General features: G+C 72.7%; 20 protein-coding genes and 1 tRNA gene. 11 read left to right on the top strand and 10 right to left on the bottom strand.

Going from position 1 to position 21,708, the window contains the following annotated elements; translation table 11 throughout:
- Positions 1-723 (top strand): HNH endonuclease signature motif containing protein (locus QOZ89_RS29605; protein ID WP_397428862.1); only part of this gene is annotated, 723 nt, incomplete at its 5' end.
- Between the two features lie 348 nt (positions 724-1,071).
- Here the strand turns inward: QOZ89_RS29605 and QOZ89_RS29600 are convergent.
- From QOZ89_RS29600 to QOZ89_RS29565, 8 genes are all read right to left on the bottom strand, one after another.
- Positions 1,072-1,148: transfer RNA gene (locus tag QOZ89_RS29600), tRNA-Ala, on the bottom strand.
- A 145-nt stretch (positions 1,149-1,293) separates the two neighbouring features.
- Complete coding sequence (locus QOZ89_RS29595; RefSeq protein ID WP_312626796.1) at positions 1,294-1,887, bottom strand: hypothetical protein; 594 nt, start codon at positions 1,885-1,887, stop codon at positions 1,294-1,296.
- Between the two features lie 893 nt (positions 1,888-2,780).
- Positions 2,781-4,415, bottom strand: a complete 1,635-nt coding sequence (locus tag QOZ89_RS29590; RefSeq protein WP_312626794.1) for a SepX/GlpR family protein — start codon at positions 4,413-4,415, stop codon at positions 2,781-2,783.
- A gap of 396 nt (positions 4,416-4,811) precedes the next feature.
- Positions 4,812-5,444 carry a GNAT family N-acetyltransferase gene (locus QOZ89_RS29585; RefSeq protein WP_071054262.1) on the bottom strand — a complete coding sequence of 211 codons (633 nt, stop codon included), beginning with the start codon at positions 5,442-5,444 and terminating at the stop codon, positions 4,812-4,814.
- Entirely contained in the window at positions 5,441-6,028 is a 588-nt protein-coding gene (locus QOZ89_RS29580) for a MogA/MoaB family molybdenum cofactor biosynthesis protein (RefSeq protein WP_312626791.1), read from the bottom strand. The genes QOZ89_RS29585 and QOZ89_RS29580 overlap by 4 nt, the downstream gene beginning before the upstream one ends.
- Positions 6,025-6,597 (bottom strand): cyclic pyranopterin monophosphate synthase MoaC, encoded by a 573-nt coding sequence (moaC, locus tag QOZ89_RS29575; protein ID WP_312626789.1) that lies wholly within the window; start codon positions 6,595-6,597, stop codon positions 6,025-6,027. The genes QOZ89_RS29580 and moaC overlap by 4 nt, the downstream gene beginning before the upstream one ends.
- Entirely contained in the window at positions 6,598-7,869 is a 1,272-nt protein-coding gene (gene glp, locus QOZ89_RS29570) for a molybdotransferase-like divisome protein Glp (protein WP_071054266.1), read from the bottom strand. It abuts the gene before it with no gap.
- Between the two features lie 566 nt (positions 7,870-8,435).
- Positions 8,436-9,356, bottom strand: coding sequence for a UTP--glucose-1-phosphate uridylyltransferase (locus QOZ89_RS29565; protein WP_071054268.1), 921 nt, complete (start codon positions 9,354-9,356; stop codon positions 8,436-8,438).
- Positions 9,357-9,444: 88 nt separating this feature from the next.
- Here QOZ89_RS29565 and QOZ89_RS29560 point away from each other — a divergent pair, with 88 nt between their 5' ends.
- The gene (locus QOZ89_RS29560; protein ID WP_312626786.1) at positions 9,445-10,104 is read left to right on the top strand and encodes a 5-formyltetrahydrofolate cyclo-ligase; all 660 of its coding nucleotides are present in this window, start codon (positions 9,445-9,447) and stop codon (positions 10,102-10,104) included.
- 104 nt (positions 10,105-10,208) lie between these two features.
- On the top strand, positions 10,209-10,577 hold the full coding sequence (locus QOZ89_RS29555; RefSeq protein WP_071054270.1) for an FmdB family zinc ribbon protein: 369 nt from the start codon (positions 10,209-10,211) through the stop codon (positions 10,575-10,577).
- Positions 10,578-10,908: 331 nt separating this feature from the next.
- On the opposite strand, the gene QOZ89_RS29550 is transcribed toward QOZ89_RS29555, so the two are convergent.
- Positions 10,909-11,139, bottom strand: coding sequence for a hypothetical protein (locus QOZ89_RS29550; RefSeq protein ID WP_312626783.1), 231 nt, complete (start codon positions 11,137-11,139; stop codon positions 10,909-10,911).
- Positions 11,140-11,297: 158 nt separating this feature from the next.
- On the opposite strand from QOZ89_RS29550, the gene QOZ89_RS29545 reads away from it, so the two are divergent.
- Positions 11,298-11,555, top strand: coding sequence for a hypothetical protein (locus tag QOZ89_RS29545; RefSeq protein WP_131804234.1), 258 nt, complete (start codon positions 11,298-11,300; stop codon positions 11,553-11,555).
- A gap of 46 nt (positions 11,556-11,601) precedes the next feature.
- On the opposite strand, the gene QOZ89_RS29540 is transcribed toward QOZ89_RS29545, so the two are convergent.
- Positions 11,602-12,288, bottom strand: a complete 687-nt coding sequence (locus QOZ89_RS29540; protein WP_071054385.1) for an alpha/beta fold hydrolase — start codon at positions 12,286-12,288, stop codon at positions 11,602-11,604.
- A gap of 444 nt (positions 12,289-12,732) precedes the next feature.
- Between QOZ89_RS29540 and QOZ89_RS29535 the strand changes: the two genes are divergently transcribed.
- From QOZ89_RS29535 to atzF, 7 genes are all read left to right on the top strand, one after another.
- Positions 12,733-13,542 (top strand): GntR family transcriptional regulator, encoded by an 810-nt coding sequence (locus tag QOZ89_RS29535; protein WP_274536640.1) that lies wholly within the window; start codon positions 12,733-12,735, stop codon positions 13,540-13,542.
- A 415-nt stretch (positions 13,543-13,957) separates the two neighbouring features.
- Positions 13,958-15,613 carry an ABC transporter ATP-binding protein gene (locus QOZ89_RS29530; RefSeq protein WP_312626777.1) on the top strand — a complete coding sequence of 552 codons (1,656 nt, stop codon included), beginning with the start codon at positions 13,958-13,960 and terminating at the stop codon, positions 15,611-15,613.
- Positions 15,614-15,654: 41 nt separating this feature from the next.
- Positions 15,655-16,857: an ABC transporter permease gene (locus QOZ89_RS29525; RefSeq protein WP_083420080.1), complete on the top strand. Its 1,203-nt coding sequence runs from the start codon at positions 15,655-15,657 to the stop codon at positions 16,855-16,857.
- Complete coding sequence (locus QOZ89_RS29520; RefSeq protein WP_071054276.1) at positions 16,854-17,771, top strand: ABC transporter permease; 918 nt, start codon at positions 16,854-16,856, stop codon at positions 17,769-17,771. The genes QOZ89_RS29525 and QOZ89_RS29520 overlap by 4 nt, the downstream gene beginning before the upstream one ends.
- A 215-nt stretch (positions 17,772-17,986) precedes the next feature.
- Entirely contained in the window at positions 17,987-19,159 is a 1,173-nt protein-coding gene (locus tag QOZ89_RS29515; protein ID WP_071054278.1) for a BMP family ABC transporter substrate-binding protein, read from the top strand.
- Positions 19,160-19,346: 187 nt separating this feature from the next.
- A complete protein-coding gene (gene biuH / locus QOZ89_RS29510; RefSeq protein ID WP_071054279.1) occupies positions 19,347-20,060 on the top strand; it encodes a biuret amidohydrolase in 714 nt (237 codons plus the stop codon).
- A 123-nt stretch (positions 20,061-20,183) separates the two neighbouring features.
- Positions 20,184-21,662: an allophanate hydrolase gene (atzF, locus tag QOZ89_RS29505; protein WP_312626770.1), complete on the top strand. Its 1,479-nt coding sequence runs from the start codon at positions 20,184-20,186 to the stop codon at positions 21,660-21,662.
- Positions 21,663-21,708 lie beyond the last annotated feature (46 nt).

Below are 21,708 nucleotides of genomic sequence, written 5' to 3'. Positions count from 1 at the left end.
ATCTTCGACCTGATCGACCGGATCGCCAGAACCGACGCCCACAGCGACGGCGACAGCCGCCCGATCGGCGCCCGACGCGCCGACGTCCTGACCGCCCTGCTCCTCGGGAACCGGCGCGAACGGGTCACCGTCGAGATCCAGGTGATCGCCCCGGTCGGGACCCTCGCCGGACTCGACGACAACCCCACCGAACTCGTCGGCCACGGACCGATCCCCGCACACATCGGCCGGACCCTGGCCGCGGACGCACGCTGGCGCCGGGTGTTGACCGACCCCGCCACCGGAACGGTCCTCGACCTGGGGCATCGCCGCGTACCGACCCCGGCACTCGCCCGCCTGGTCCGCCACCGCGACACCCGCTGCGTCTACCCAGGATGCGCGATGCCCGCCACGGCCTGCGACCTCGACCACACCCTCGCCAGAACCACCAACGGCCACACCGCACTCGACAACCTCGGCACCCTCTGCCGCCGCCACCACGTCATGAAACACAGCCCAGGATGGCAACTCCACCAACCCGAACCAGGCACCTTCATCTGGATCACCCCCACCGGCCGAACCCACCACGTCAACACCACCACCAACGACGAGGAAGGTTTCCTTCCCGAAGAAGACCCCCACACCTGGACCACCGACCCCGCCAGCCTGACATCCGACACCCAGACCAGGACACGGAATGCATCGGACACTCGGCCTCTGGCCGACAACCGTTGCCCGTTCTAAAACCTGACGCTGGATTGTTGGATCAGGGTCGGAGGTAGAGATAAAGGCGCAGAAGGACGACTGCGCGCGGCCGAATCCACGGCGCACGAGTTTCAGGCGACTACGCGCCCAAGACGACGACAGACCGCTCTAACAAGCACTTAGCACGGGACCACTCAGCACGGGACACCGTCACTCGTCCGCCGGACGTCACCGTGGCCGGGTCCGCTACCCCAGAGCATCCAGCGTCACTGCCCTCACGCCCACGCCTCAACGGGCACAAAAAAAACGCCGTTCGGGATTTACCCGAACGGCGAACTGCTTCAGGGGACCGGGGCAGTCAAGATCATGGTTCGAACTTGACGACTCTGGTGGAGGTGAGGGGACTCGAACCCCTGGCCTCCTCCGTGCGAGGGAGGCGCTCTACCAGGCTGAGCTACACCCCCAGAAGCACTTCGCAGCTTACAGGACGGACATGCGGGTGTGGGCTCTGGGCCCGATCGGGATCTTCCAGGGCAAATCCGACCGCCAGCCGCCTCGGCCAAGGCGGCTGGCACGGAGGCGGCTGGCACGGCCAAGGCAGGTCGGCGGTCAGCGGGATGTCGCGACCGTGGGGCGGACGTCTCGCGCCCCCGCGGCCCGCGCCAACGGCACCAGGTCGCCGGGGAAGTCGCCGGGGAACGGGTCCACGGAGACGACCGCGCCGGTCGAGGTACGGCGTCCAGGAGTGGCCGGGCGCCAGCGGACAAGCTCGGGCTCCGCGTCGGCCAGCAGAGCGGCGAAGATCTCGGCGGCGGCGCCCGGGCGCAGCAGACCGGCCTCGTGTCCCCGCCAGCCGCGCTCGCGCGCACCGTCGAAGACGACCAGGTGGTCGGGCGCCTCGTGGGCGCCGGAGAAGGCGATGCGGGTGCCTTCGGGCACGTCCACCTCGGCGAGGGGCAGCGGCCGGTGTTCCCACAGTTCCAAGGCGTCCTCGGGCAGGACGTCGCGGTCCCACAGCGGTACCTGCCAGGCCGGACGGCCAGGTCGGTAAAGGCCGAGCTGGACACGGACGCCGCGGCAGCGCAGGTGCAGGCCCCAACCGTCGGGGCGCACGGCGCGCAGTTCCACGGGCACGGCCGTGCTGGCCGGGCAGAGCAGGTATCCGTCGTTCCGGAGCCGGGCGAGCCAGGCCTCGAACGTCACGGTGGCTGCCTTTCGATGGTGGTGGTCGGTGTCCGCCCGGCCAGCTGTCCTCAGGCACCCCCGCCCCGGTAGGCGGCACCGCTTCCCAACCCGCGGCCCGAACGACAGGACAACAGGACGGCAGGAAGACAAGGCGGCAAGGCGGCACGAAGACAGCACCGCCAGTCACAGCGATGAGGCGGGCACCCACGCGCGGGTGGACAGCAGGCTGACGAGTAAGACGTGGCCCTGCCTGTGGCCAGGTGATCGCCTTTGGCGGGCGATCAGCCTCCGGCCCTGCCGGTCGAGTCAGACGCGACGTCGGGAGTGTTCCCGGAACGCGGTCGCGGCCATCGGCCAGGCTTCAGGATCAGCCAGCTCGGAACCCCTCGCGTCCCGTGCCACCAGCCTTCCGTGGCTGGCCAGCGGCGCTATGACGTCACCGCGGGATGAACGAGCGCGGGCGTCAGCGGACGCGAGGGCGTCGACAACGACAACACCGCGGGCAGCGCGCACCGGCCACTGCGCCAAGGGGCGCGAGGCTCGGCCGCACACGGTGGGTCACGGGTCCATTATGCACGGCCGCGGTCCGGCGCTCCGCCCTCGCGACGCCCCCGTGCCGGAGGCCATAGCCGAACCGGAACCTTGCCGCGACCAGCGCGAACAGGGCCTTTCCGGCGTCTCGTCCGGTCCCGCTAGCCCGCTGTCAGCTCACCGGACGCCCGGCATGACACCTCGTCCTGACGACCTCCAGGCCGGCGAGGCAGCCAACTGGACACAGGCCGCCTGGACGTGCGCCACCCGCATGCGCGCCACCCGAACACGCGCCCACGCGCCACGGCTCACGCCCTCACGGTGCGCAGCGTCGCGGCTCACACCCTCACGGTGCGCGGCGAGGGTCACGTTCCGTCGTGTCAGCTGCCGACGGCGGGGCGCAGGACCCGGACGGCGCCGCCCTCCTCCTCGTGGCCGCCCGACGACTGGCCGTCGGAGGGCACGCCGGTGGAGCCCGGGCTGACCACGCTCGCGGAGGCGACGCCGGGAGGCGAGGCGACCCCGCCGCCCGCGGCTGGCGGAGCGGTCAGGCCGCCGTGGGTCCCCGGCGGATTCACCTGCACCCGCCCCGGGCGCGACGTCGGCGGACGGGCGTTCGGCCGCCCGGCCGGGCGCGTGCCCGTCACCCGCACGTTGTTGGTGTATCCCTCGTCCTGGCCGCCGGCCGGCGGGCTCCCCTCGGCCCCGCCCGGGGTCACCGCTGACGCGGCCGCCGCGTAGCCGCCGAGGTCAACGGTCTGGGCGTGCGCGGTGGCCAGTTCCTCCTCGGTAAGCGGCCGCCCGTCGTCTCCGGAAAGCCGGACGGGGGCGTACTCGGGCGATGCCAGCCGGCCAGCCTGGTCGCTGGGCACGCGTGGCCGCCCGGCGAGGTCGCTGCCGGCCGGGTCGCTGTCAGAGAACCTGTCAGAGAACTCGGCACCGTGGGCCGCCGCCGGGTGCGACGGCGGCGGCATCTTCCCGGTCGAGGCCGGTGAGGTCATCCGCGCCGAGGATGTCTCACCCGCCGCCCGCCCGCCGGCGAGGCCGGCCGAGCCGCGCGAGGCCGTCGCCCTGCTAGGCGGCACCGGTGACGCCGACCGGCTCGCGCGGCGCGCGGCACGCTCCGCCGCGATCCGGCGGTCGCGGGCGGCGCGGGAGGCCGCGAGGCGGCGCTCGGCCCGCGTCGAGCGCCGCAGATGAGCGACGTAGATCACGAGCCCGACGTCGACGAGCATCTGCACGACGATCCACATGCCGGCCAGACCGGCGGCGAGCCCGACCGTGATCGGCACGGCGGCGAGCAGCACCCCGAGCCGCTGACGACGCAGCCGCAGCAGCGCCCGGCGCCGCGGGTCGGCCGTCCGCGCCGGCGGCACGGGCCGGGTCGGCCCCACGGCCACCGTGTGCACGGTCTCGTCCGGCTCACCGTGGCCAAAGCTGTCCGCCACGGGCGTGTCCGCACGCGGTGGCGCTACCTGCCCGCCCGGGCCGCGGCCCGGGCCGGGCCGCCTGCCCGACGCCGTCCCGCCGTTTGCCGCCGGGCGGCCCGAGCGGGCTGGGCCGGCCAGGCCGGAGTCAAGGCCCGGCCCAGGCAACCGGGACACCGACGCACCGTCGGCGGCCCCACCGAGCCGAGCGAAGGAGGGCACATCGACGACCTGCCCATCCCTCGATGCCCGGGACTCTCCGCGCACGGCCGGGGCGGCCACATCATCGGACGCCATACCAACCATCTGGTCGTCCGTACCAACCATCTGGTCGTCCGCGTCCGTCGCCTCATCCACGTTCTCGGCCTCGCGGCGGCCGGCGGGGTCCGCATCGCCGGCGTCGACGACTCCGGACGCGGCGGCCGGTGCCGGCTGAGCGCGCCCACCGCGGCGGGACAGCACACGCATCGCGGTGGAGAACCGGTCGGCGGAACGCTGCTCGAGCGCGCCGTCATGATGGCGCAGCCACATCGGGATGAGGACAAATCCCCACACGCCTACGATCGCGAGCCAGATCAACGCGCTCATGTGGCGACCACCCGTCTCGGGTGACCGGCGGCTCCATGCGCCGGAACCGCCCGCCAGCCGTGGCGACGGCGCCAGCTCGACGCCGAACGCGCACGGAGCGCGGGAGTGCCGGCCATGTAACACCTTCCTTGTCGTGGTGTGACTTTGGCGGTGGGTTTCCGATTTCTTGCTTGACGCTAGTGAGGGAAATCCGTCCGGTCACCGACCACAAGCCCGCGTGTCGCGCAACAGCTGGCGCTCGTCAAGCGCGCGGCCTCGACACCCCCGCGGACTTTCCGTACCGCCCGGAGCCCGCACCGGACCGCGCCGGACCGCGCCGGGCGGCGCCGGGCGGCGCCGGGCGGCGCCGGGCGGCGCCGGGCGGCGCCGGGCGGCACCGGACGGCACCGGGCTCGGTCACGGCTTGGTGGAGCGCAGCGCCTGCCATCGGCTCAGCAGCCCTTCGGGCACGTCCTCCGTGGTGAGCGCGTAGCCGATGTGATCGCGGTAGAAGCCATCGATGGCCAGGTAGCGCCGATGCATGCCTTCCTCGCGGAATCCCAGCTTCTCCAGTACGCGACGACTCGCCACGTTCTCCGGCCGCACGTTCGCTTCGAGCCGGTGCAGGCCGACGGGTCCGAAACAGTGGTCGACGACGAGCGCGAGCGCGGTGGGCGTGATTCCGCGCCCGGCGTGCCCGCGATCCACCCAGTAGCCGACGTGACCGCTGTTGAACGCGCCGCGCACGATCGTCGACACCGTGACCTGCCCGACCAGCGTTCCGCCGTAGAAGGTCGCGAACGGCAGGGCGATGCCCACCCTGGCCTGCTGGCGCAGCCGGCGCAGCATCTGGCTGTAGATGCCGAGCGTCTGGCGCTGCGCCCAGCTGAGCCGAAAGGACGTCACGCCCGGCGGCGTCGCCTCCCAGGGCGCGAGCCAGTCGCCGTTGCGCCGGCGCACGTCGACCCAGGACGGTCCGTCGCGGACCCGCAGCGGGCGTACCTCGACCGGGCCGTCGGCCAGCCGCGCGGGCCAGCCCGGCGCGTTCACGGGCCCGCTGCCGGTTCCACGCCCGTGCCGTGGGCGTCGGAACCACCGCCGCCCTGCCCACCGGCTCGGTGGTCGACGGCTCGGTGGTCGCCGACGCCGCGAAGCTGGTCGATGGCGTGACCGACGACGGGCCCGAGTACCGCGAGACCGTCGCGCACCCCGCCGGTCGAACCGGGCAGGTTCACCACGAGCGCGCGGCCGGCGACGCCGGCGAGCCCGCGGGAGAGCACCGCGGTAGGCACCTTGGCCCGGCCCGCCGCGCGCAGCGCCTCCGCGAGGCCGGGCACCGCCCGTTCGATGACCTCGGCCGTCGCCTCCGGCGTGACGTCGCGGGGCGCGAGCCCGGTGCCGCCGGTGGTGACGACCAGGTCGGCCCCCGCCGCGATCGCCGCCCGCAGCGCCGCGGCGATCTGCTCGCGCTCATCCGGCACGACCGCCGGGCCGTCGACGGCGAAGCCCAGCGCCGCGAGCCCTTCCGCCAGCACCGGGCCGGACCGGTCCGAGTAGCTTCCGCGGAACGCCCGGTCGGAGACGGTGACGACGCTGGCCCGCGCGTCCTCCGGCAACCCAGCGGCTCCGCTCACGACTGACCTTGCTCCTTGCCGGCCCTCCGCGTCGCGTCGGCCGTCTTCGGGCCGTCGGCCGTCTTCGCGGCGTCGGCCGTCCTCGGGTGGCGCCAGTCACCGTGCCGGCCGCCCGACTTCGCCAGCAGCCGGACGTCGGTGAGCTCCGCCGCCGGGTCCACCGCCTTGACCATGTCGTGCAGTGTGAGGCCGGCTACCGCGACCGCCGTGAGCGCCTCCATCTCGACGCCGGTCCGGTCCGTCGTCTTCACCGTGGCGGTGATCTCCACCGCGTCGTCGCGCACGGCGAGGTCGACGGCTACTCCGGACAGGGAGAGCGGATGACACAGCGGCACCAGCTCGGACGTCCGCTTCGCGCCCATGATTCCGGCGATCCGGGCGGTGCCCAGCGCGTCTCCCTTCGGCACGCCCTCGCCGCGCAGCAGCTCGACCACGGCCGGGCTCACCAGCAGGCGGCCACCGGCGGTGGCGGTGCGGACGGTGACGTCCTTCGCGGACACGTCGACCATCCGGGCGGCGCCGGTCTCGTCGACGTGGGTCAGGCGGGGCGTGGGCGGCGGGGTGGCCATCTAGGCGTCGGTCTCCAGGGTCTCGGTGATGGCCGCGGCGGCGAGCAGGGAGTCCGCAGGGTCGGCCGTGAGCAGGATGGCGGTCAGCGGCTTGCCCTGCTCCACCTCGGTCACGTCCTCCGGGACGACGAGCAGCGCGTTCGCCCCCGCGGCGGCGGACAGGTGGTGCGAGCCCTGGCCGCCGGCCGACCATGCCACCAGCCCACCATCCTCCCCTCGGCCGACGCGCACCCGTAGGTAGGAGCGCTTTCCGGGGGGCGAGGTCAGCCTCTCGGCGGCGGTGACGATCAGCCGCGGACGGCCCGGCCCGATCAGCCCGCGCATCCTGCGCAGCGCGGGCCGGACGAACACCTCGAACGACACCAGCGCGCTGACCGGGTTGCCGGGCAGCGTGAACACCGGGACGCCGTCGATCACGCCGAACCCCTGCGGTTTGCCCGGCTGCATCGCGATCCGTTCGAAGGTGACCTCGCCGGTGGCGGCGAGCACCTCCTTGACGACGTCGTGCGCGCCGACGCTGACCCCGCCGGTGGTGACGACCGCGTCCACCGTGGGCAGCACGGCGCGCAGCGTGGCCTCGAAGCGTGCCGGGTCGTCCGGCACGCCGATCAGCCGGTGCACCTCGGCCCCGGTCTCGCGGGCCGCCGCCGCGATCGCGTGGCTGTTCGAGTCGACGATCTGCCCGGGGCCGATCCGTTCGCCGGCGTCGACGAGCTCGCTGCCGGTCGAGAGCACCGCGACGCGCGGGCGCGGGTGGACGGGGGGGCGGGCGATGTTGATGGCGGCGAGCAGGCCGATCTGCACGGCACCGAGCGGGGTTCCGGCGGCGAGCACGAGGTTGCCAGGGGCGACGTCCTCGCCGGCGCGGCGGATGTGCAGGTTCCGGCGCGCCGGTCGATAGACGGACACCGTCTCGGTGCCGCCGTCGGTCCACTCGACCTGCACGACGGTGTCGGCGCCCAGCGGGAACGGCGCGCCAGTCATGATTCTCACCGCGGTGCCCACCGCGACCTCGCCCGGCGTCGCGGCGCCCGCGGCGATCTCCCCGACCACCGGCAGGCGCACCGGGGCATGCTCCGAGGCGGCCGCGACGTCGGCCGAACGCACCGCGTAACCGTCCATCGCGGAGTTGTCGAATCGAGGAAGCGCGAGGGTCGCCCGTACGTCGGCCCCCAGCACACACCCGTGCGCGGCGGCCAAGGGCACACGTTTCGCCGGCAGCACCGCGACCGCGCCTAGAATGTCCGAAATGTACTCATCGACCGTCTTCATCGGCGCTTGACCTCCATAACCCACGGAACGCGTTCCGTGGACGGCTCGGCCAACCCGCGTCCTCCGGTCGCGAACCGTTACGAGCCTTGGCCCGACGTCCGGACACCCGAGCACCTCGGCCGACCGCGGCCAGCGTCTCCGGCGGCCGGCCGCCGACCGGCGGGCCTGGCGTTCACACGTCCCAGACCCCGCAGCGTTCCGGCGGCACACCACCGGCGTCAAGCGATCGCCGCCGGTTTGTGCACAGGCACCGTCGGGCCACGCCAGATCGAGGCACCGGGCGCGGCCCGGCCGCGACGCGCACCACCAAGTCAGTCGCCCACAGTTACCATCCACCGCCGTCGCCAGCCGCCGCCCACTCCTGAAGGAACTCCGACTGAGGCGGCTCCGGCACGCAGGGCTACACGGCTGTCGCGCGCCCTTCCGCGATAGTGAGTGGCGGGCGATCAGTGGGAAAGGAGCACCGTGTGCTGATGGCCACAGCGCGAGCACCTTCCCTTCCCACCCTTTTGGGGGATGCCGGTCACCTGGCCTGGCCGTCGACGCGCGCGGCGCCGAGGACGAGGTCAGATGTCGGCCTTCGGGCCGCCACCCGCGACGTACTCCTCGAGCCAGGGGTAGAGCTCGGGACCGATGTCGGGCCGCTCGCAGGCCAGGCGGATGACCGCCTTGAGATAGTCGATCCGGTCGCCGGTGTCGTAGCGGCGGCCGGTGAAGACCACACCATGCACCGGCTCGCCGGCCTCGTCCGCCGCCATCGCCAGCTCCCGCAGCGCGTCGGTCAGCTGGATCTCACCGCCGCGGCCGGGCCCGGTACGCCGCAGCACGTCGAAGACGGCCGGCGAGAGAACATAGCGGCCGATGATGGCGAGATTGCTCGGCGCCTCGGCGACCGGCGGCTTCTCGACCAGGTCGCGGATGCGCACCGTCTGGTAACGGCCATCGGCCCGCACCGGCTCCGGGTCCACGGTGGCCACGCCGTACAGCGAGACCATCTCCTCCGGGACCTCCATCAGCGCGACGACGCTGCCGCCGAACCGGGCCTGCACCGCGATCATTTCCGGCAGGAGCGGGTCGCGTTCGTCGATCAGGTCGTCACCGAGCAACACGGCGAACGGCTCGTCACCCACATGGGCGGCACCGCACAGCACGGCATGTCCAAGGCCGCGCGGCGCCCCCTGCCGGACAGAATGCACCTCGCCCAGCTCGCTCGAGGCGCGCACCCGTCCGAGCCGGGTGGCGTCGCCCTTGCGCTCGAGCAGCAGCTCCAGCTCGGCATCCCGGTCAAAGTGGTCCTCGATGGCCTTCTTCGACCCGCTCGTAATGAGCAGGACATCCCGCAGGCCAGCCCGCGACGCCTCCTCGACCACGTATTCGATGGCCGGACGGTCGACGACGGGCAGCATCTCCTTGGGCACGGCCTTCGTCGCCGGAAGGAACCGGGTCCCGAGGCCCGCGGCCGGAATAACCGCCTTCGTCACTGCCATGGCCGGAACCTTAGTAGCCCCAACTGTCGGAGGCACAGCCATGGCCGCACGGCTCGGTAAACACCACACCGAGGGATCGGAGGGAGCGGTGCGGGAGAGACGTTCGGGTGACCGGCCCGACTCGCCGACCACCGGGCCGGCCAGCGCCGGCCCGAAGGCCGGCTCTGAGGCGGACGCGACGGCGGACGCGAAGGCGGAGCTCCGCCGGCTGATGGCGGCGCGCCGGGGCGGCAGCGGGCCGCGGGCCGCCCAGACCGGCGGCGCCGAGATCGCGCGCCGGGTGCTCGCCCTGCCCGAGGTGGCCACCGCGGTGTGGGTGGCGGCGTTCGTCGGCCTGCCGAACGAGCCCGACACGAGGCAGCTGCTGGCGGCCCTGCGCGCCCATGGCACCCGGGTGCTGCTGCCGGCGGTCCGGGAGGACCTGGACCTGGACTTTCGCGAGTTCACCGGCGCCCTCGTCCCAGGAGCGCTGGGCACCCGGGAGCCACCACCGGCGGCGCCGGCCGTCGACCTCGCGGCGGCGGACGTCGTGCTCGTTCCCGCCGTCGCCGTCGACCGGCGCGGCCACCGCCTGGGCCGTGGAGGCGGTTCCTACGATCGCGCGCTGCGCCGGGTACACCCCCAGGCGCCCCTGGTCGCCGTCGTCGACGACCTCGCGATCGTGGACGGGGTGCCCGTCGACGCGCACGACCTGTCCGTCTCCGTCATCGTGACACCCACCCAGGTCGTGCGCCGCGGGCCGGTGTGACAGGTCGGATACCCGTGCGCGGGCTCCGGCGGGAACGTGACGGCGGCCGACCGGTTAGAGTTGGCAGTCGCTACTGTCGAGTGCCAACTCCTGGGGAGGAGACCGTGCCGACGTACCAGTACCGCTGCACCGCCTGCGGCAATGACCTCGAGGCCGTGCAGAGCTTCAGCGACCCCGCGCTGACCGAGTGCCCGGTCTGCGCAGGCCGGCTGCGCAAGGTGTTCAGCTCGGTTGGCCTGGTCTTCAAGGGCAGCGGGTTCTACAAGACCGACAGCCGCTCGGGCTCGTCCGCGACCGCGCCGGCGCAGCGGTCCAAGGAGGCCGCGGCTGACGGCGGCGGCAACGAGGCCGCGACCGGGGGCGGTGGCAAGGACACGAGCTCGGACGCGGCGAAGTCCACCGCGACGCCGACGGCCGCGAGTGCCTCCTCCTCGTCCACCGGCAGCGGGGGCAACGCGGCCAACGCCGCCTGACCCGAGCCCGGCCACGGGAGGGCCCGCGATGATCGCGGGCCAGGGCCCCACGATCCGCTTCCACGGATCGTGGGGAGAGCCTTCGGTCCGCCAACTGGCCGGCCCACGCGCGAGCTGGCCCTTCCGTATCGGTCCGTTCACTGGGTTCCCTGGTTCTGCTTCCCTGGGTTCCGCCGATCGATCCGCGAAGCGGTCGGAGTAGCCAAGTTTGGCAACGGACGTTCCGTTTAACCGGCGACAATAAGGCACCCAGTGCCATCAAAGCGCGGGCGGACGACAACCTGGACGCCACCAACGGGCGAAGCGCCCTGGTGTTTGACCGCTCGAGCCGCTACGCCTTGCGCCTTCGGTAGTGATCGATGATCCACGCATCTACCTCACACTTGCGCCAGACCCGAGTTCCTTTGGCCCCGCTGCCCGTGGGTGCGTTGATGACCTGCAAGGGTTCAGGGAACTTAGGGTCCCTACGAGTCCAGTAGTCCACCGCCTGACGCGTGATCTTGAGCTGGAACGCGATGTCCCCGATGCCGACCAACTGCTCACCGTCGTCCACGGCGGACATCGTAGCCACTTTGCTCTCGTGCAAGATAGACACTAGGGCCGATTTGCTTTCTAGCGATAAGTTGCGGATGAATCCGGCGCCTCATCGCCCGAGCGAACCGGAGACGATCGGCACGACGCACCGAGCCCGCGCACAGCTGTAGGGAGCACGATCGAACCATGACAAGCGAAAGCCGGCCCAAGGATGGTCGAACGGAGGACAGGATTCCGGCGGACGCTCGCGACGCTCCCGCGCCACGGGTGCCGCGACGTCACCTCGACCTTGACTGGGAACGCGAGCCCGCGCAGGACGTCGACCCTGAGGATTCGCTGCGCGGCGGAAACGGCGGAGGCGACGACCTCGCTCGCCTGCTCGCGGACGTGCCTCCGCACCACGTCGACCGGGCCTCCGCTGTCGGTTGGCCAGACGAGGACTGAGGGCTAGCGACGACCAGCGAGGACCGGGCGCCCAAGAAACCGTCCGTCAGTCCAGGCTTCTAGCGGCATCGAGCAGCCGGGCGGCGAACTCGGCCGGCGCCTCCAGGTGGGCCGCGTGCCCGCAGCCGGCGAGCACCCGGACCGTCACACCCAGTTCGCGATGCAGCAGCTCGGCGGCACGGTGGCGGACGTCGGGGGAACGCTCGCCGACCGTGACGATCACCGGGCCGGGCGTCGGCCCCGGCGCGGCCGGCTCGAAGCGCAGGAACATCGCCAGGTCGCGCGCGACCGCGCCCGGGTCGGCGGGCGCGTTGGACGGTCGCCAGCGCTCGCCATAGAGCGTCCGCCCGAAGGCCGCCACCCCGCCCGTCTCGAAGGCGGCCGCCATGGGGGCGAGCAGGCCGGGCAGCAGGGACCCGACGGCCGGCTCGTGCAGCACGGCCGCCGCCAGCGGCACCCCGGCGGCCAGCGCCGCCAGGCCCAGGGTCGCCCCGCCGCTCACCCCACCGAACACCACCGGGGTGGGCACCGGGACGCCGAGCCGTCCGGCCTCGTCGACGGCGGCGCGCAACGCGGCCAGCTCCCGCGCGAGATCGCCGGTGGACGGCCGGTCAGGGGCCAGCACCGGGCGCTCCCCCAGCTCCCGACGCACGCCCGCCCAGATGGCGCCGGTCGTCGCCGCCCCATGCAGCAGCAGGAACGACGGCGCGGACGCCGGCTCAGCCGTACTCATCCTCGCGGTCACACCTCCATTCGTGAGAGCGGCCGCCGCCCGCCAGGCGCCGTGGGCAGGCGCGGCGGCCCCGGCCGACATCATCGGTCCACCACGCCCGGGGGCCTCCGGAGACGCCTGCCGCGACGCGGGAACGTAACAAGCAGCGCGTTGATCCGAAACACGCGAATCTCTACCGTCACCTGCATGTACACGGGCCTGTATACAGACCCGTATTCAGAAACGGAAGGGGGTCACGACATGCCTCGCGCAGCCCGCCCGCCGCCGCGGCGTGCCGCCCCTCCTTCCCCGCCACGGCCCAGACCGCTCCCAGCAGCCGCCCGCTTCAGGAGGTACGACCGTGCCTGTCGCCGCGCCCGTCGGGAGCCAGGTCCGGCCCGGTCGTCGCCAGCGGCTGGTGGGGGCCTGCGACGCGGCGGTGGTCCATGACGGATGCTCGGCTGCATGACACCGACGCAACCGCCGACAGCGCAGCCGCCAGCAGCACGGCCGCCGGGCGCGCAGGTTTCGGGCGCGCAGCCGCGCGCCGTGCAGCGACGGCCGTCGGCGAAGCCCGCGGCGGTCGGGAACCTGCGCGAGCACGCCTATGTCGCCCTGCGGCAGCGGCTCATGGAGGGCGAGTTCTCCTTCCGCGACCGGCTGACCGAGGAGCGGCTCGCCGCGCTGCTCGGGGTCTCGCGAACACCGGTGCGCGAGGCGCTCACCCGGCTGGCGGGAGACGGCCTGGTCGAGAAACGGCCGGACGGGGGCTACTACCCGGCGGAGCCGGATCTCACCGGCCTGCGCGACCTCTACGAGATCCGGGTCGTGCTGGAGCTGCGAGGCATGGAACGGGCGCTGGAATCCGGCGTCCCGCACGAGGCCGCGCTGCTGGAGCCGCTGCGCGACTACTGGCGGGCGCTACGCACCGCGCCTCCCGACCCTGACCCCTCCTTCGTCGCCCTCGACGAGGAATTCCATCTAACGCTGTCCCGGGCGTCCGGCAACCTCGAGCTGGCCAACCTGCTCGACGCCATAAACGCCAGGATCCGGCCCGTCCGCATGCACGACTTCCTCACCGAGGACCGCATCCACCTCACGATCGAGCAGCATCTCGGCATCGTCGAGACGGTGCTCGCCGGCGACCTGACCGACGCGGTGCGCAAGCTGCGCAGCCACGTCGGCGAGTCGATGGAGGTCGTGGAGAAGCGGGCCGCCCGCGCAATCACCCAGATGGTGCTCCGCCGAGGCCGCTCACCGCGCCAAGGCCCGTGACATCGCCACGCCGCTCGCCGCCGTCGTCGGCCCGCGGGAGACAGATCTCCCGCTGACCACGTTCGCCGGTGCCGCGCGCGGCGGGCCCACGCGGCCGGACGGCCGGGCGCTGCCGAAGGAAGTGCGACCCGCGGGCTACGCGCAAGGCAATGCCACGTAGTTAGGATCCTCCGCGATCTTCATGCAAACCGTTGACCTGCGGTGATGACGGTCGATCTTGGCTAACTAAGCAGCATTGCCGCGCGCCTCGCCCAAGGCGCACGCCCTTCCTTCGCGTCTTCGAGAACACCTTTCGAAGACACGGATCCAGCACCGCCCGACAGGCCCAGCGAGGACACCTCTCCGGGCCGAGGAACCGGAAGGCCGCGATGTCAGGATTGTCTGGGTGTTTGCCCGGAGCCACTGAGGACACGCCATGTCCACGGTGACCGTCGAAGCGACCGGCGGGGCGACCACCACCGCCGAGCCGCTGCTCGCCGTCACCGGATTCACCAAGCGGTTCGGCGAGGTACTCGCCAATTCGGACGTGAGCCTCGACGTCCGGCCAGGTGAGGTACACGCCCTCATCGGCGAGAACGGCGCCGGAAAGTCCACGCTGCTCAAGCTCGTCTACGGCATGTACCGGCCGGACTCCGGCGAGATGCGGGTGGCCGGTGAGCGGGTCGCCGTCGGATCGCCGACGCAGGCCCGTGCCCTCGGTATCGGCATGGTCTTCCAGGACCTGCGGCTGGTGCCCGCATTCACCGTGACCGAGAACTACGCGCTGGCGCTGGCCAGGGCCGGCCTCACGCTGCGGCAGAGCGAGCTGCGCAAGCGGATCGCCGAGGCCAGCGAGTCCTACGGGCTGGCCGTCGACCCGACGGCGCTGGTGCGCCACCTGTCGATCGGTGAGCGCCAGCGCACCGAGATCCTCAAGGTGCTGATGACGGGCGCCCGGATCGTCATCCTCGACGAGCCGACCAGTGTGCTCGCGCCGTCCGAGGTCGACGCGCTGTTCGCGATGGTGAACGGTCTGAAGGCGCAGGGCTTCGGCGTCGTGATCGTCACCCACAAACTGGCCGAGGTGCGGGCCATCGCCGACCGGGTGACGGTGCTGCGCGGCGGGCGGGTCGTGCTGGGGGGCGTGGACCCGAAGCCGATGACCGACGCCGAGCTGGTCGAGGCGATGGTCGGGCAGACGGTGGCACCCCTGCCGGCCCAGCGGCCGACGGTCGTCTCGGAGGCGCCGCCGGCGCTGGAGCTGGTCGGGGTGAGCGCGGTCGGCGACCGCGGCGTCACCGCGCTGCACGATGTCACCCTCACCGTCCAGCCAGGCGAGATCGTCGGCGTGGCCGGCGTGGCTGGCAGCGGGCAGCGGGAGCTGTGCGAGGTCGCCGTCGGCGCCCGCCCGGCGTCGGCCGGCACCGTCCGGGTGAGCGGCCAGGAGCTCGGCCGCGGCGGCCCGACCGCGGGGATCACCGCCGGTGCCGTCGACGTGCCGGAGGACCCGGTGAACGACGCCGTCGTCCCGACGCTGACCGTGCTCGAGCACATGGCCCTGGGCAACCTGCGGGCCTTCCTGCGCCGGATCGGCGTGGACTGGCGCCGGATCGGCAGGCACACAACGGAGATCAACGACCGGGTCAGGCTGCGGATGGCGCCGGCGCACCGCCGGGTCGCCGACCTGTCCGGCGGCAACATCCAGCGCGTCATGCTCTCGCGGGCGCTCGGCCGGGAGGCGAGCCTCGTCGTCGCCGCCTACCCGAGCCGCGGCCTGGACATCGCCACCACCCGGCGCACCCAGGAGCTGCTACTGGGCCGCCGTGCCGACGGCGCCGGGCTGCTGGTGGTCTCCGAGGACCTCGACGAGCTGATGTCGGTCGCGGACCGGATCGCGGTGTTCTGCGCCGGCCGGCTCACCGGCGTCGTGTCGGCGGCGGCCACGAACCGCCAGGAGCTCGGCGCCCTGATGACGGGCGCACCGGCCCCGGCCGAGCCGCCGGCGGCGGCGGCCCCGGTGCCAGCCGAGCAGGTCGCCGTGGCTGGACAGCTGGCGGACGGCCCGATGCCTGAGGGGGGCGAGGGGGCATGAGCGACACGACCATTCCGGCTCAGGCCGAAGGAGGCGCGACAATGGCGGAGCCTCGCGCCGCCGGAGGCCCGCAGATAGTCGCGCAGTTCAAGCCGGAGGACGCGACCGGCGGTGGGGGCGCGGTCGCGACGGCGACCCTTGCTCCCGAGGTACCGGTCGCCCCGGGGACTCCTGGCGCCTCCGCCGTGCCGGCCGCGCCGGCCGTCGAGAGCCGGCTGACCGGGATCGGACGCGGGGTCGCCCGGTGGGCCGCCGCGCTCGCCGGCGCGATCGCCATCTTCACCGTGCTCCTGCTGCTCAAGGGCGCGAACCCGGCGAGCGTCTACTCCAACGTGTGGACCTCGACGTTCACCAACCAGCCGTCGATCGAACAGATCTTCGTCAAGGCGGCGCCGCTGCTGCTCGGCGCGCTCGCCGTCGTGGTGCCGGCCAGGGCCGGGCTCGTCAACGTCGGCGGCGAGGGCCAGATCGTGATCGGCGCGGTCGCCGCCGGCGGGATCGGGATCTCGCTCGGCGACAGGCTCGGCGGCGGGCTGGTCATGATCCTCATGGTCGTCGCGTCGATGGCCGCGGGCGCGGCCTGGGCGGGGCTCGCGGCGGTGCTGCGCCTGACGGTCGGCATCAACGAGGCGGTCAGCACGCTGCTGATGAACTACATCGCCCTCGACCTGCTGCTCTACCTGATCTACTCGCCGTGGAAGGACCCGCACGGCACCGGGCAGCCGACGACCGCACCGCTCGCGGACACGGCGAAGCTGCCCTACCTCGGCACCACCGCGGTCCACGTCGGGATCGTGTTCGCACTGATCGCGACCGCGGTCGTCTGGCTGCTGCTGCGCTACACGACCTGGGGCTTCCGGCTCCGGGTGATCGGCGGCAACCCGGAGGCGGCCCGGCGCGCCGGGCTCCCGGTCGCGCTGCTGCTGCTCTCGGCGATGCTCGTCGGCGGGGCGCTCGCCGGGCTCGGCGGCATGGTCCACTACGCCGGCGTCGAGTACAAGCTGCGCACCGGCATCACCACCAACTTCGGCTACATCGCGTTCCTCGCGAGCTGGCTCGCGCGGCACAACCCGGTGAGCGTCGTGCTCGCGGCGCTCGCGCTCGCGGCCATCACGGTGGCCGGCGACAGCCTGCAGCTCGACTCGGCGCTGCCGGCGGCCACGGTGAACATCCTGATGGGCCTGGTGCTCATCGCCGTCCTCGGCTGGACGACACGCAAGAAGAGCGGGGGGAAGGCGCGATGAGCAGCCTGGTGGTCGACGTCCTGGCCGGCGCCGTCGGCGGTGGCACGGCGATCATGTATGCCGGGCTCGGCGAGACCATCTCCGAGCGGGCGGGCGTGATCAACCTGGGCACCGAGGGGAGCATGCTGGGCGGCGCCCTGGCCGCCTACGCGGCCACCGCGACCTCGGGCAGCCCGTGGGTGGGTGTGCTCGCCGGTATGGGCGCGGGCGCGGCGCTCGCCGGCGTGCACGCGGTGCTGGTGGTGGCCCGCAAGGCCAACCAGTTCGCGTCGGGCCTGACGGTGATGTTCTTCGCGCTGGGCCTCACGTCCCTGTTCGGCGCGGCCTACGTCGGGCGGCAGATCCACGCGCTCAACCCGTGGAAGGTGCCGGGCCTGTCGGCCATCCCCTGGGTCGGCCCGATCCTGTTCGACCACGACCCGCTGACCTACATCTCGTTCGCGGTCGCCCCAATGGTGTGGTGGCTGCTCTACAAGAGCCGGGTCGGCCTGCTGATCCGCACGGCGGGCGAACACTCCGAGGTGCTGCTCGTCCATGGCTACTCGACGAACACCGTGCGCTATGTGTCGGTCATCGCCGGGGGCGGGCTGTGCGGGCTCGGCGGGGCGCAGCTGTCGATCGCCTACTCGAACGCCTGGTTTGAGAACATGACGGTCGGCCGCGGCTTCATCGCGGTGGCGCTGGTGATCTTCGCGACCTGGAACCCGCTGCGGGTCATGGCCGGCTCGTACCTGTTCGGCGCGGCGCTCGCCCTCTCCCCCGCGCTGCAGGCCCGTGGCTACGGGATCAACCAGTTCGCCCTGGACGCGATCCCGTTCGTCGTGACGATCCTGGTGCTCGCCGTACTGGGCAAGCGCACTCTGCTCGCCGCGCCCGACGAGCTGCGCCGCGTCTTCGAGACCCGCGCCGCCTAGCGCGAGACCCGCGCCGCGCGGCGCCACAAAGCCCCCGCATCGGTTTCTGACCGATCGGCCGGACCGGCCGGGATCCTCCCCTGCCCCCTTTGGCCGTCCGGCCATCTCCTCCTGCCCGCGCGCCGCACTGACCCCACGGCGCCATCCCTCCCTGCCCAGAACGACCCGTTCGCGGGAACCTCGGCTCACTTCCACCGGGAAGGACCTCTTTCACAATGCGATTCCGTTCACGGCGGGTCGTGGTGGCGTTCACCGCCGTCGCCTCCGCGCTCGCGATCGCGGCCGCCGGCTGCAGCAGCGCGGCGTCCCACGACTCCGCCGCTACCGCCTCCGGCTCCTCGGCGCCGGGCAAGGACAGCAAGGCCGTCGGTTTCATCTTCGTCGGCCCGAAGGACGACTACGGCTACAACCAGGCCGCCTACCAGGGCAGCCAGGAAATCAAGAAGGCCTTCCCGGACCTGCAGGTCATCACCGCGGAGAACGTCCCCGAGGACGACAACGCGGCCCGGGTCATGGAAGGCATGATCCAGAAGGGGGCGAAGATCATCTTCGCCACCAGCTACGGCCACCTGGACGCCGCGCTCAAGGTCGCCGCCGCCCACCCGGACGTAGTCGTCGTCCAGCAGGGCAACGTGATCGCCGACGGAAAGGTCACGGCGAACACCGGCACCTACTTCGGCACGGTCTACGAGCCGGTCTACCTGGCCGGCATCGCCGCCGGGAAGGCGACGAAGTCCAACAAGCTGGGCTACGTCTACGCGTTCCCGATCCCGCAGACCATCGCGAACATCGACGCGTTCGAGCTCGGCGCGAAGTCGGTCAACCCGGACGCGAAGACCTACACCGTCAACACCTCCAACTGGTGCGACCCGGCCAAGCAGGCCCAGGCCACGCAGAGCCTGCTCTCCCAGGGCGTCGACGTCATCAGCCAGCACCAGGACTGCACCGGCACCGTCATCAAGGCGACCGAGGCCGGCGGGGCATTCACCGTGGGCTACCACGCGGACGCCTCGTCGCTCGCGCCTAAGGGCTGGCTCACCGGCTCCGAATGGGCCTGGGGCCCGCTCTACACCGACATCGTGAAGACCGCGCTGGGCGGGACCTTCACCGGTAGCAAGTACAACGCGAACTACCGCGTCGGATACAAGAACGGTGAGAACCCCTTCGTCCAGTCGAAGTTCGGGCCATCCGTGACCCAGGAGACGAAGGACGCCATCACGAAGGCCAAGACGGACATCTCGGCGGCGGACGGCTCGCCGTTCAAGGGCCCGATCACCGACCAGGAGGGCAAGGTGCGCATCCCGGCCGGCACGGTCCCGGACTACGCCACCCTCGACACCATCGACTACTTCGTCGACGGCGTCGTCGGGGAGCTTCCCAAGTCCTGAGGACGGCCCGGATCATGACCTGACCGCGGCCAGGGGCGTCGCCGTCCCGCCGCGGTCAGGTCTACCGCTCCACCCCCGCGACGCCCCGGGGCGCGGCTTCCGTGCCGCCGGGGCGTCCGGGCCGCCGACGGCCGCCGTCGCCGGCCGTCGACCACGCCAGCAGCTCGGGGAAACCGAAAGGACCACGATGACCGCCAACGACGTCACCTTCGCCACCGTTGAGGCGGACCCGTACAACTGGCCGTACAACGGATCGTTCTCCCCGGCCACCACCGCCGTGATCAACATCGACTGGCAGGTCGACTTCTGCGGCAAGGGCGGCTACGTCGACGCCATGGGCTACGACCTGGAGCTCACCAGGGCGGGGCTCGCACCGACGGCGCGACTGCTCGAGGTACTGCGGCCGCTCGGGTTCTTCATCGTGCACACCCGCGAGGGCCACCGCCCGGACCTGTCCGACTGCCCGCCGAACAAGCTGTGGCGCTCGAAGCGGATCGGCGCCGGCATCGGCGACGAGGGCCCGTGCGGGCGGATCCTGACCCGCGGCGAACCAGGCTGGGAGATCGTCCCCGAGGTCGCCCCACTGCCCGGCGAGGTCGTCATCGACAAGCCGGGCAAGGGCTCGTTCTACGCGACCGACCTGAACCTGGTCCTGCAGCGCGCCGGCATCACCCACATCATCCTGACCGGCATCACCACCGACGTGTGCGTCCACACCACGATGCGCGACGCCAACGACCGTGGCTACGAGTGCCTGCTGCTGTCCGACTGCACGGGCGCGACCGACCACGGCAACTACGAGGCCGCCCTCAACATGGTCAAGATGCAGGGCGGCGTCTTCGGTTCGGTCGCCACCTCGGACGCGCTGCTCACCGCCGTGGCCGCCCCGGTCGCCGGCTGACCGGCGATGGTCAGCGCCTTCCCCGAGCCCGAAGCCCTGGCACATCCTAAAACCCAAACCCAAACCCAAGCCCTGACCGGAGCTCCAGCCCCAGCCCCGGCTTCCCCGACCGCGCCGGCGCTCGTGCCGGCGCCGCTCGACCTGCAGGCCGCCGTGCTGCGCGCCGCCTACCTCTCGGGGCGGCTGCGCGTGGCCGACGTCGTCGACGCGGTGCTGGCGGCGATCGCCGCCCGCGGCGACGACGGCGTCTGGATCCACGTCGCCGACCGCACCGACCTCCTCGCCAGGGCGGCCGAGCTCGACGCGCGTGCCGCGGCGGTGGCGCCCGGTGACGACCTCCCGCCGCTGTTCGGCCTGCCGTTCGGGGTGAAGGACAACATCGACGTCGCCGGGATGCCGACGACGGCCGCCTGCCCGGGCTTCGGCTACCAGGCCACCGTCGGCGCGCAGCTGGTCGACGCGCTGCTCGCCGCCGGCGCCGTCTGTGTCGGCAAGACCAACCTCGACCAGTTCGCCACCGGCCTGTCCGGGGTCCGCAGCCCCTATGGCATCCCCACCTCGCCGTTCGACCCGGCGATGATCGCCGGCGGGTCCAGCTCCGGGTCGGCGGTCGCGGTCGCCGCGGGCCTGGTCACGTTCGCCATCGGCACCGACACCGCCGGCTCCGGCCGGGTGCCGGCCGCGCTGACGAACACCGTCGGCATCAAGCCGTCCCGGGGGCTGGTCAGCTCCAGGGGCGTTGTGCCGGCCTGCCGGTCGCTGGACTGCCCTTCCGTGGCGGCGCTGTCGATCGCCGACGGCGCGCTCGTGTTGGACGTCATCAGCGGCTTCGACGAGCACGACCCCTGGTCGCGCCAGTTTCCCTCGCCGACACCCGGCCGGGTCCCCTGGACGGGCGAGGGAGGCGCGCCCAGTCTCGGGGGGCTGGGCGCGCCGTCCGTCCGGCTGGGGATCCCGGCCGCGGCCATGGTGGCCGCCGACTGCGACGACGCGGTCCAGGCGGTGTTCGGGCGCGCGCTCGACCTGCTCACCGCCATGGGCGCGGAGCTGGTCGAGATCGACCTCGCCCCGTTCTTCGAGGCCGGGACCATGCTCTACGGGGGCCCGTGGCTTGCCGAGCGCTACGCCGCGGTCGGCGACTTCCTGGAGGAGCATCCGGACGCCGTGCACCCGGTCGTCGCCGAGCTGCTCGCGCCCGGCGCCCGGATCAGCGGCGTGGACGTCTTCACCGGTGTCGACCGACTGCGGACGCTGCGCCGCCAGACCGAGGCGACGTGGCGGGCGGTCGACGCGCTGGTGCTGCCGACCGTGCCCCGGACGTTCTCCGTCGCGGACATGCTGGCCGACCCGATCCGGCGCAACGCCCGCCTCGGTCGGTACACGACGTTCGCGAACCTGCTGGACCTCGCCGCCGTCGCGGTCCCGGTCGGCTTCGGCGGCGGTCTGCCCTACGGCGTGAGCGTCATCGGCCCGGCCGGCTCCGACGCCCAGCTCGCCGCCGTCGGCGCCGCGCTGCACACGAGTTCCGGCCTCGCGCCAGGACGCGGCACCTTCCCGCTGGCCGCGGCACCCGGGACGGCGGCCACCAGCCTGCCTGCCTGATCGCGCCCGACGAGCCCGGGCCACGGCCGTGTGGCGGCCGCGGCCC

It is taken from the genome of Pseudofrankia coriaricola, from assembly GCF_032027725.1.
Lineage (GTDB): Bacteria > Actinomycetota > Actinomycetes > Frankiales > Frankiaceae > Pseudofrankia.
The sequence above is the reverse complement of the archived record's forward strand: the minus strand, read 5'-3'. Positions and strand labels throughout refer to the sequence as shown.

Bases quoted from the DNA above. Each gene is read 5' to 3' on its own strand.
- QOZ89_RS29535 (WP_274536640.1), top strand. From the start codon at position 12,733: ATGACACCGACGCAACCGCCGACAGCGCAGCCGCCAGCAGCACGGCCG.
- QOZ89_RS29565 (WP_071054268.1), bottom strand. From the start codon at position 9,356: ATGGCAGTGACGAAGGCGGTTATTCCGGCCGCGGGCCTCGGGACCCGG.
- QOZ89_RS29530 (WP_312626777.1), top strand. From the start codon at position 13,958: ATGTCCACGGTGACCGTCGAAGCGACCGGCGGGGCGACCACCACCGCC.
- QOZ89_RS29515 (WP_071054278.1), top strand. From the start codon at position 17,987: ATGCGATTCCGTTCACGGCGGGTCGTGGTGGCGTTCACCGCCGTCGCC.
- QOZ89_RS29540 (WP_071054385.1), bottom strand. From the start codon at position 12,288: ATGAGTACGGCTGAGCCGGCGTCCGCGCCGTCGTTCCTGCTGCTGCAT.
- glp (WP_071054266.1), bottom strand. From the start codon at position 7,869: ATGAAGACGGTCGATGAGTACATTTCGGACATTCTAGGCGCGGTCGCG.
- QOZ89_RS29550 (WP_312626783.1), bottom strand. From the start codon at position 11,139: ATGTCCGCCGTGGACGACGGTGAGCAGTTGGTCGGCATCGGGGACATC.
- QOZ89_RS29590 (WP_312626794.1), bottom strand. From the start codon at position 4,415: ATGAGCGCGTTGATCTGGCTCGCGATCGTAGGCGTGTGGGGATTTGTC.
- biuH (WP_071054279.1), top strand. From the start codon at position 19,347: ATGACCGCCAACGACGTCACCTTCGCCACCGTTGAGGCGGACCCGTAC.
- QOZ89_RS29545 (WP_131804234.1), top strand. From the start codon at position 11,298: ATGACAAGCGAAAGCCGGCCCAAGGATGGTCGAACGGAGGACAGGATT.
- moaC (WP_312626789.1), bottom strand. From the start codon at position 6,597: ATGGCCACCCCGCCGCCCACGCCCCGCCTGACCCACGTCGACGAGACC.
- QOZ89_RS29520 (WP_071054276.1), top strand. From the start codon at position 16,854: ATGAGCAGCCTGGTGGTCGACGTCCTGGCCGGCGCCGTCGGCGGTGGC.
- QOZ89_RS29525 (WP_083420080.1), top strand. From the start codon at position 15,655: ATGGCGGAGCCTCGCGCCGCCGGAGGCCCGCAGATAGTCGCGCAGTTC.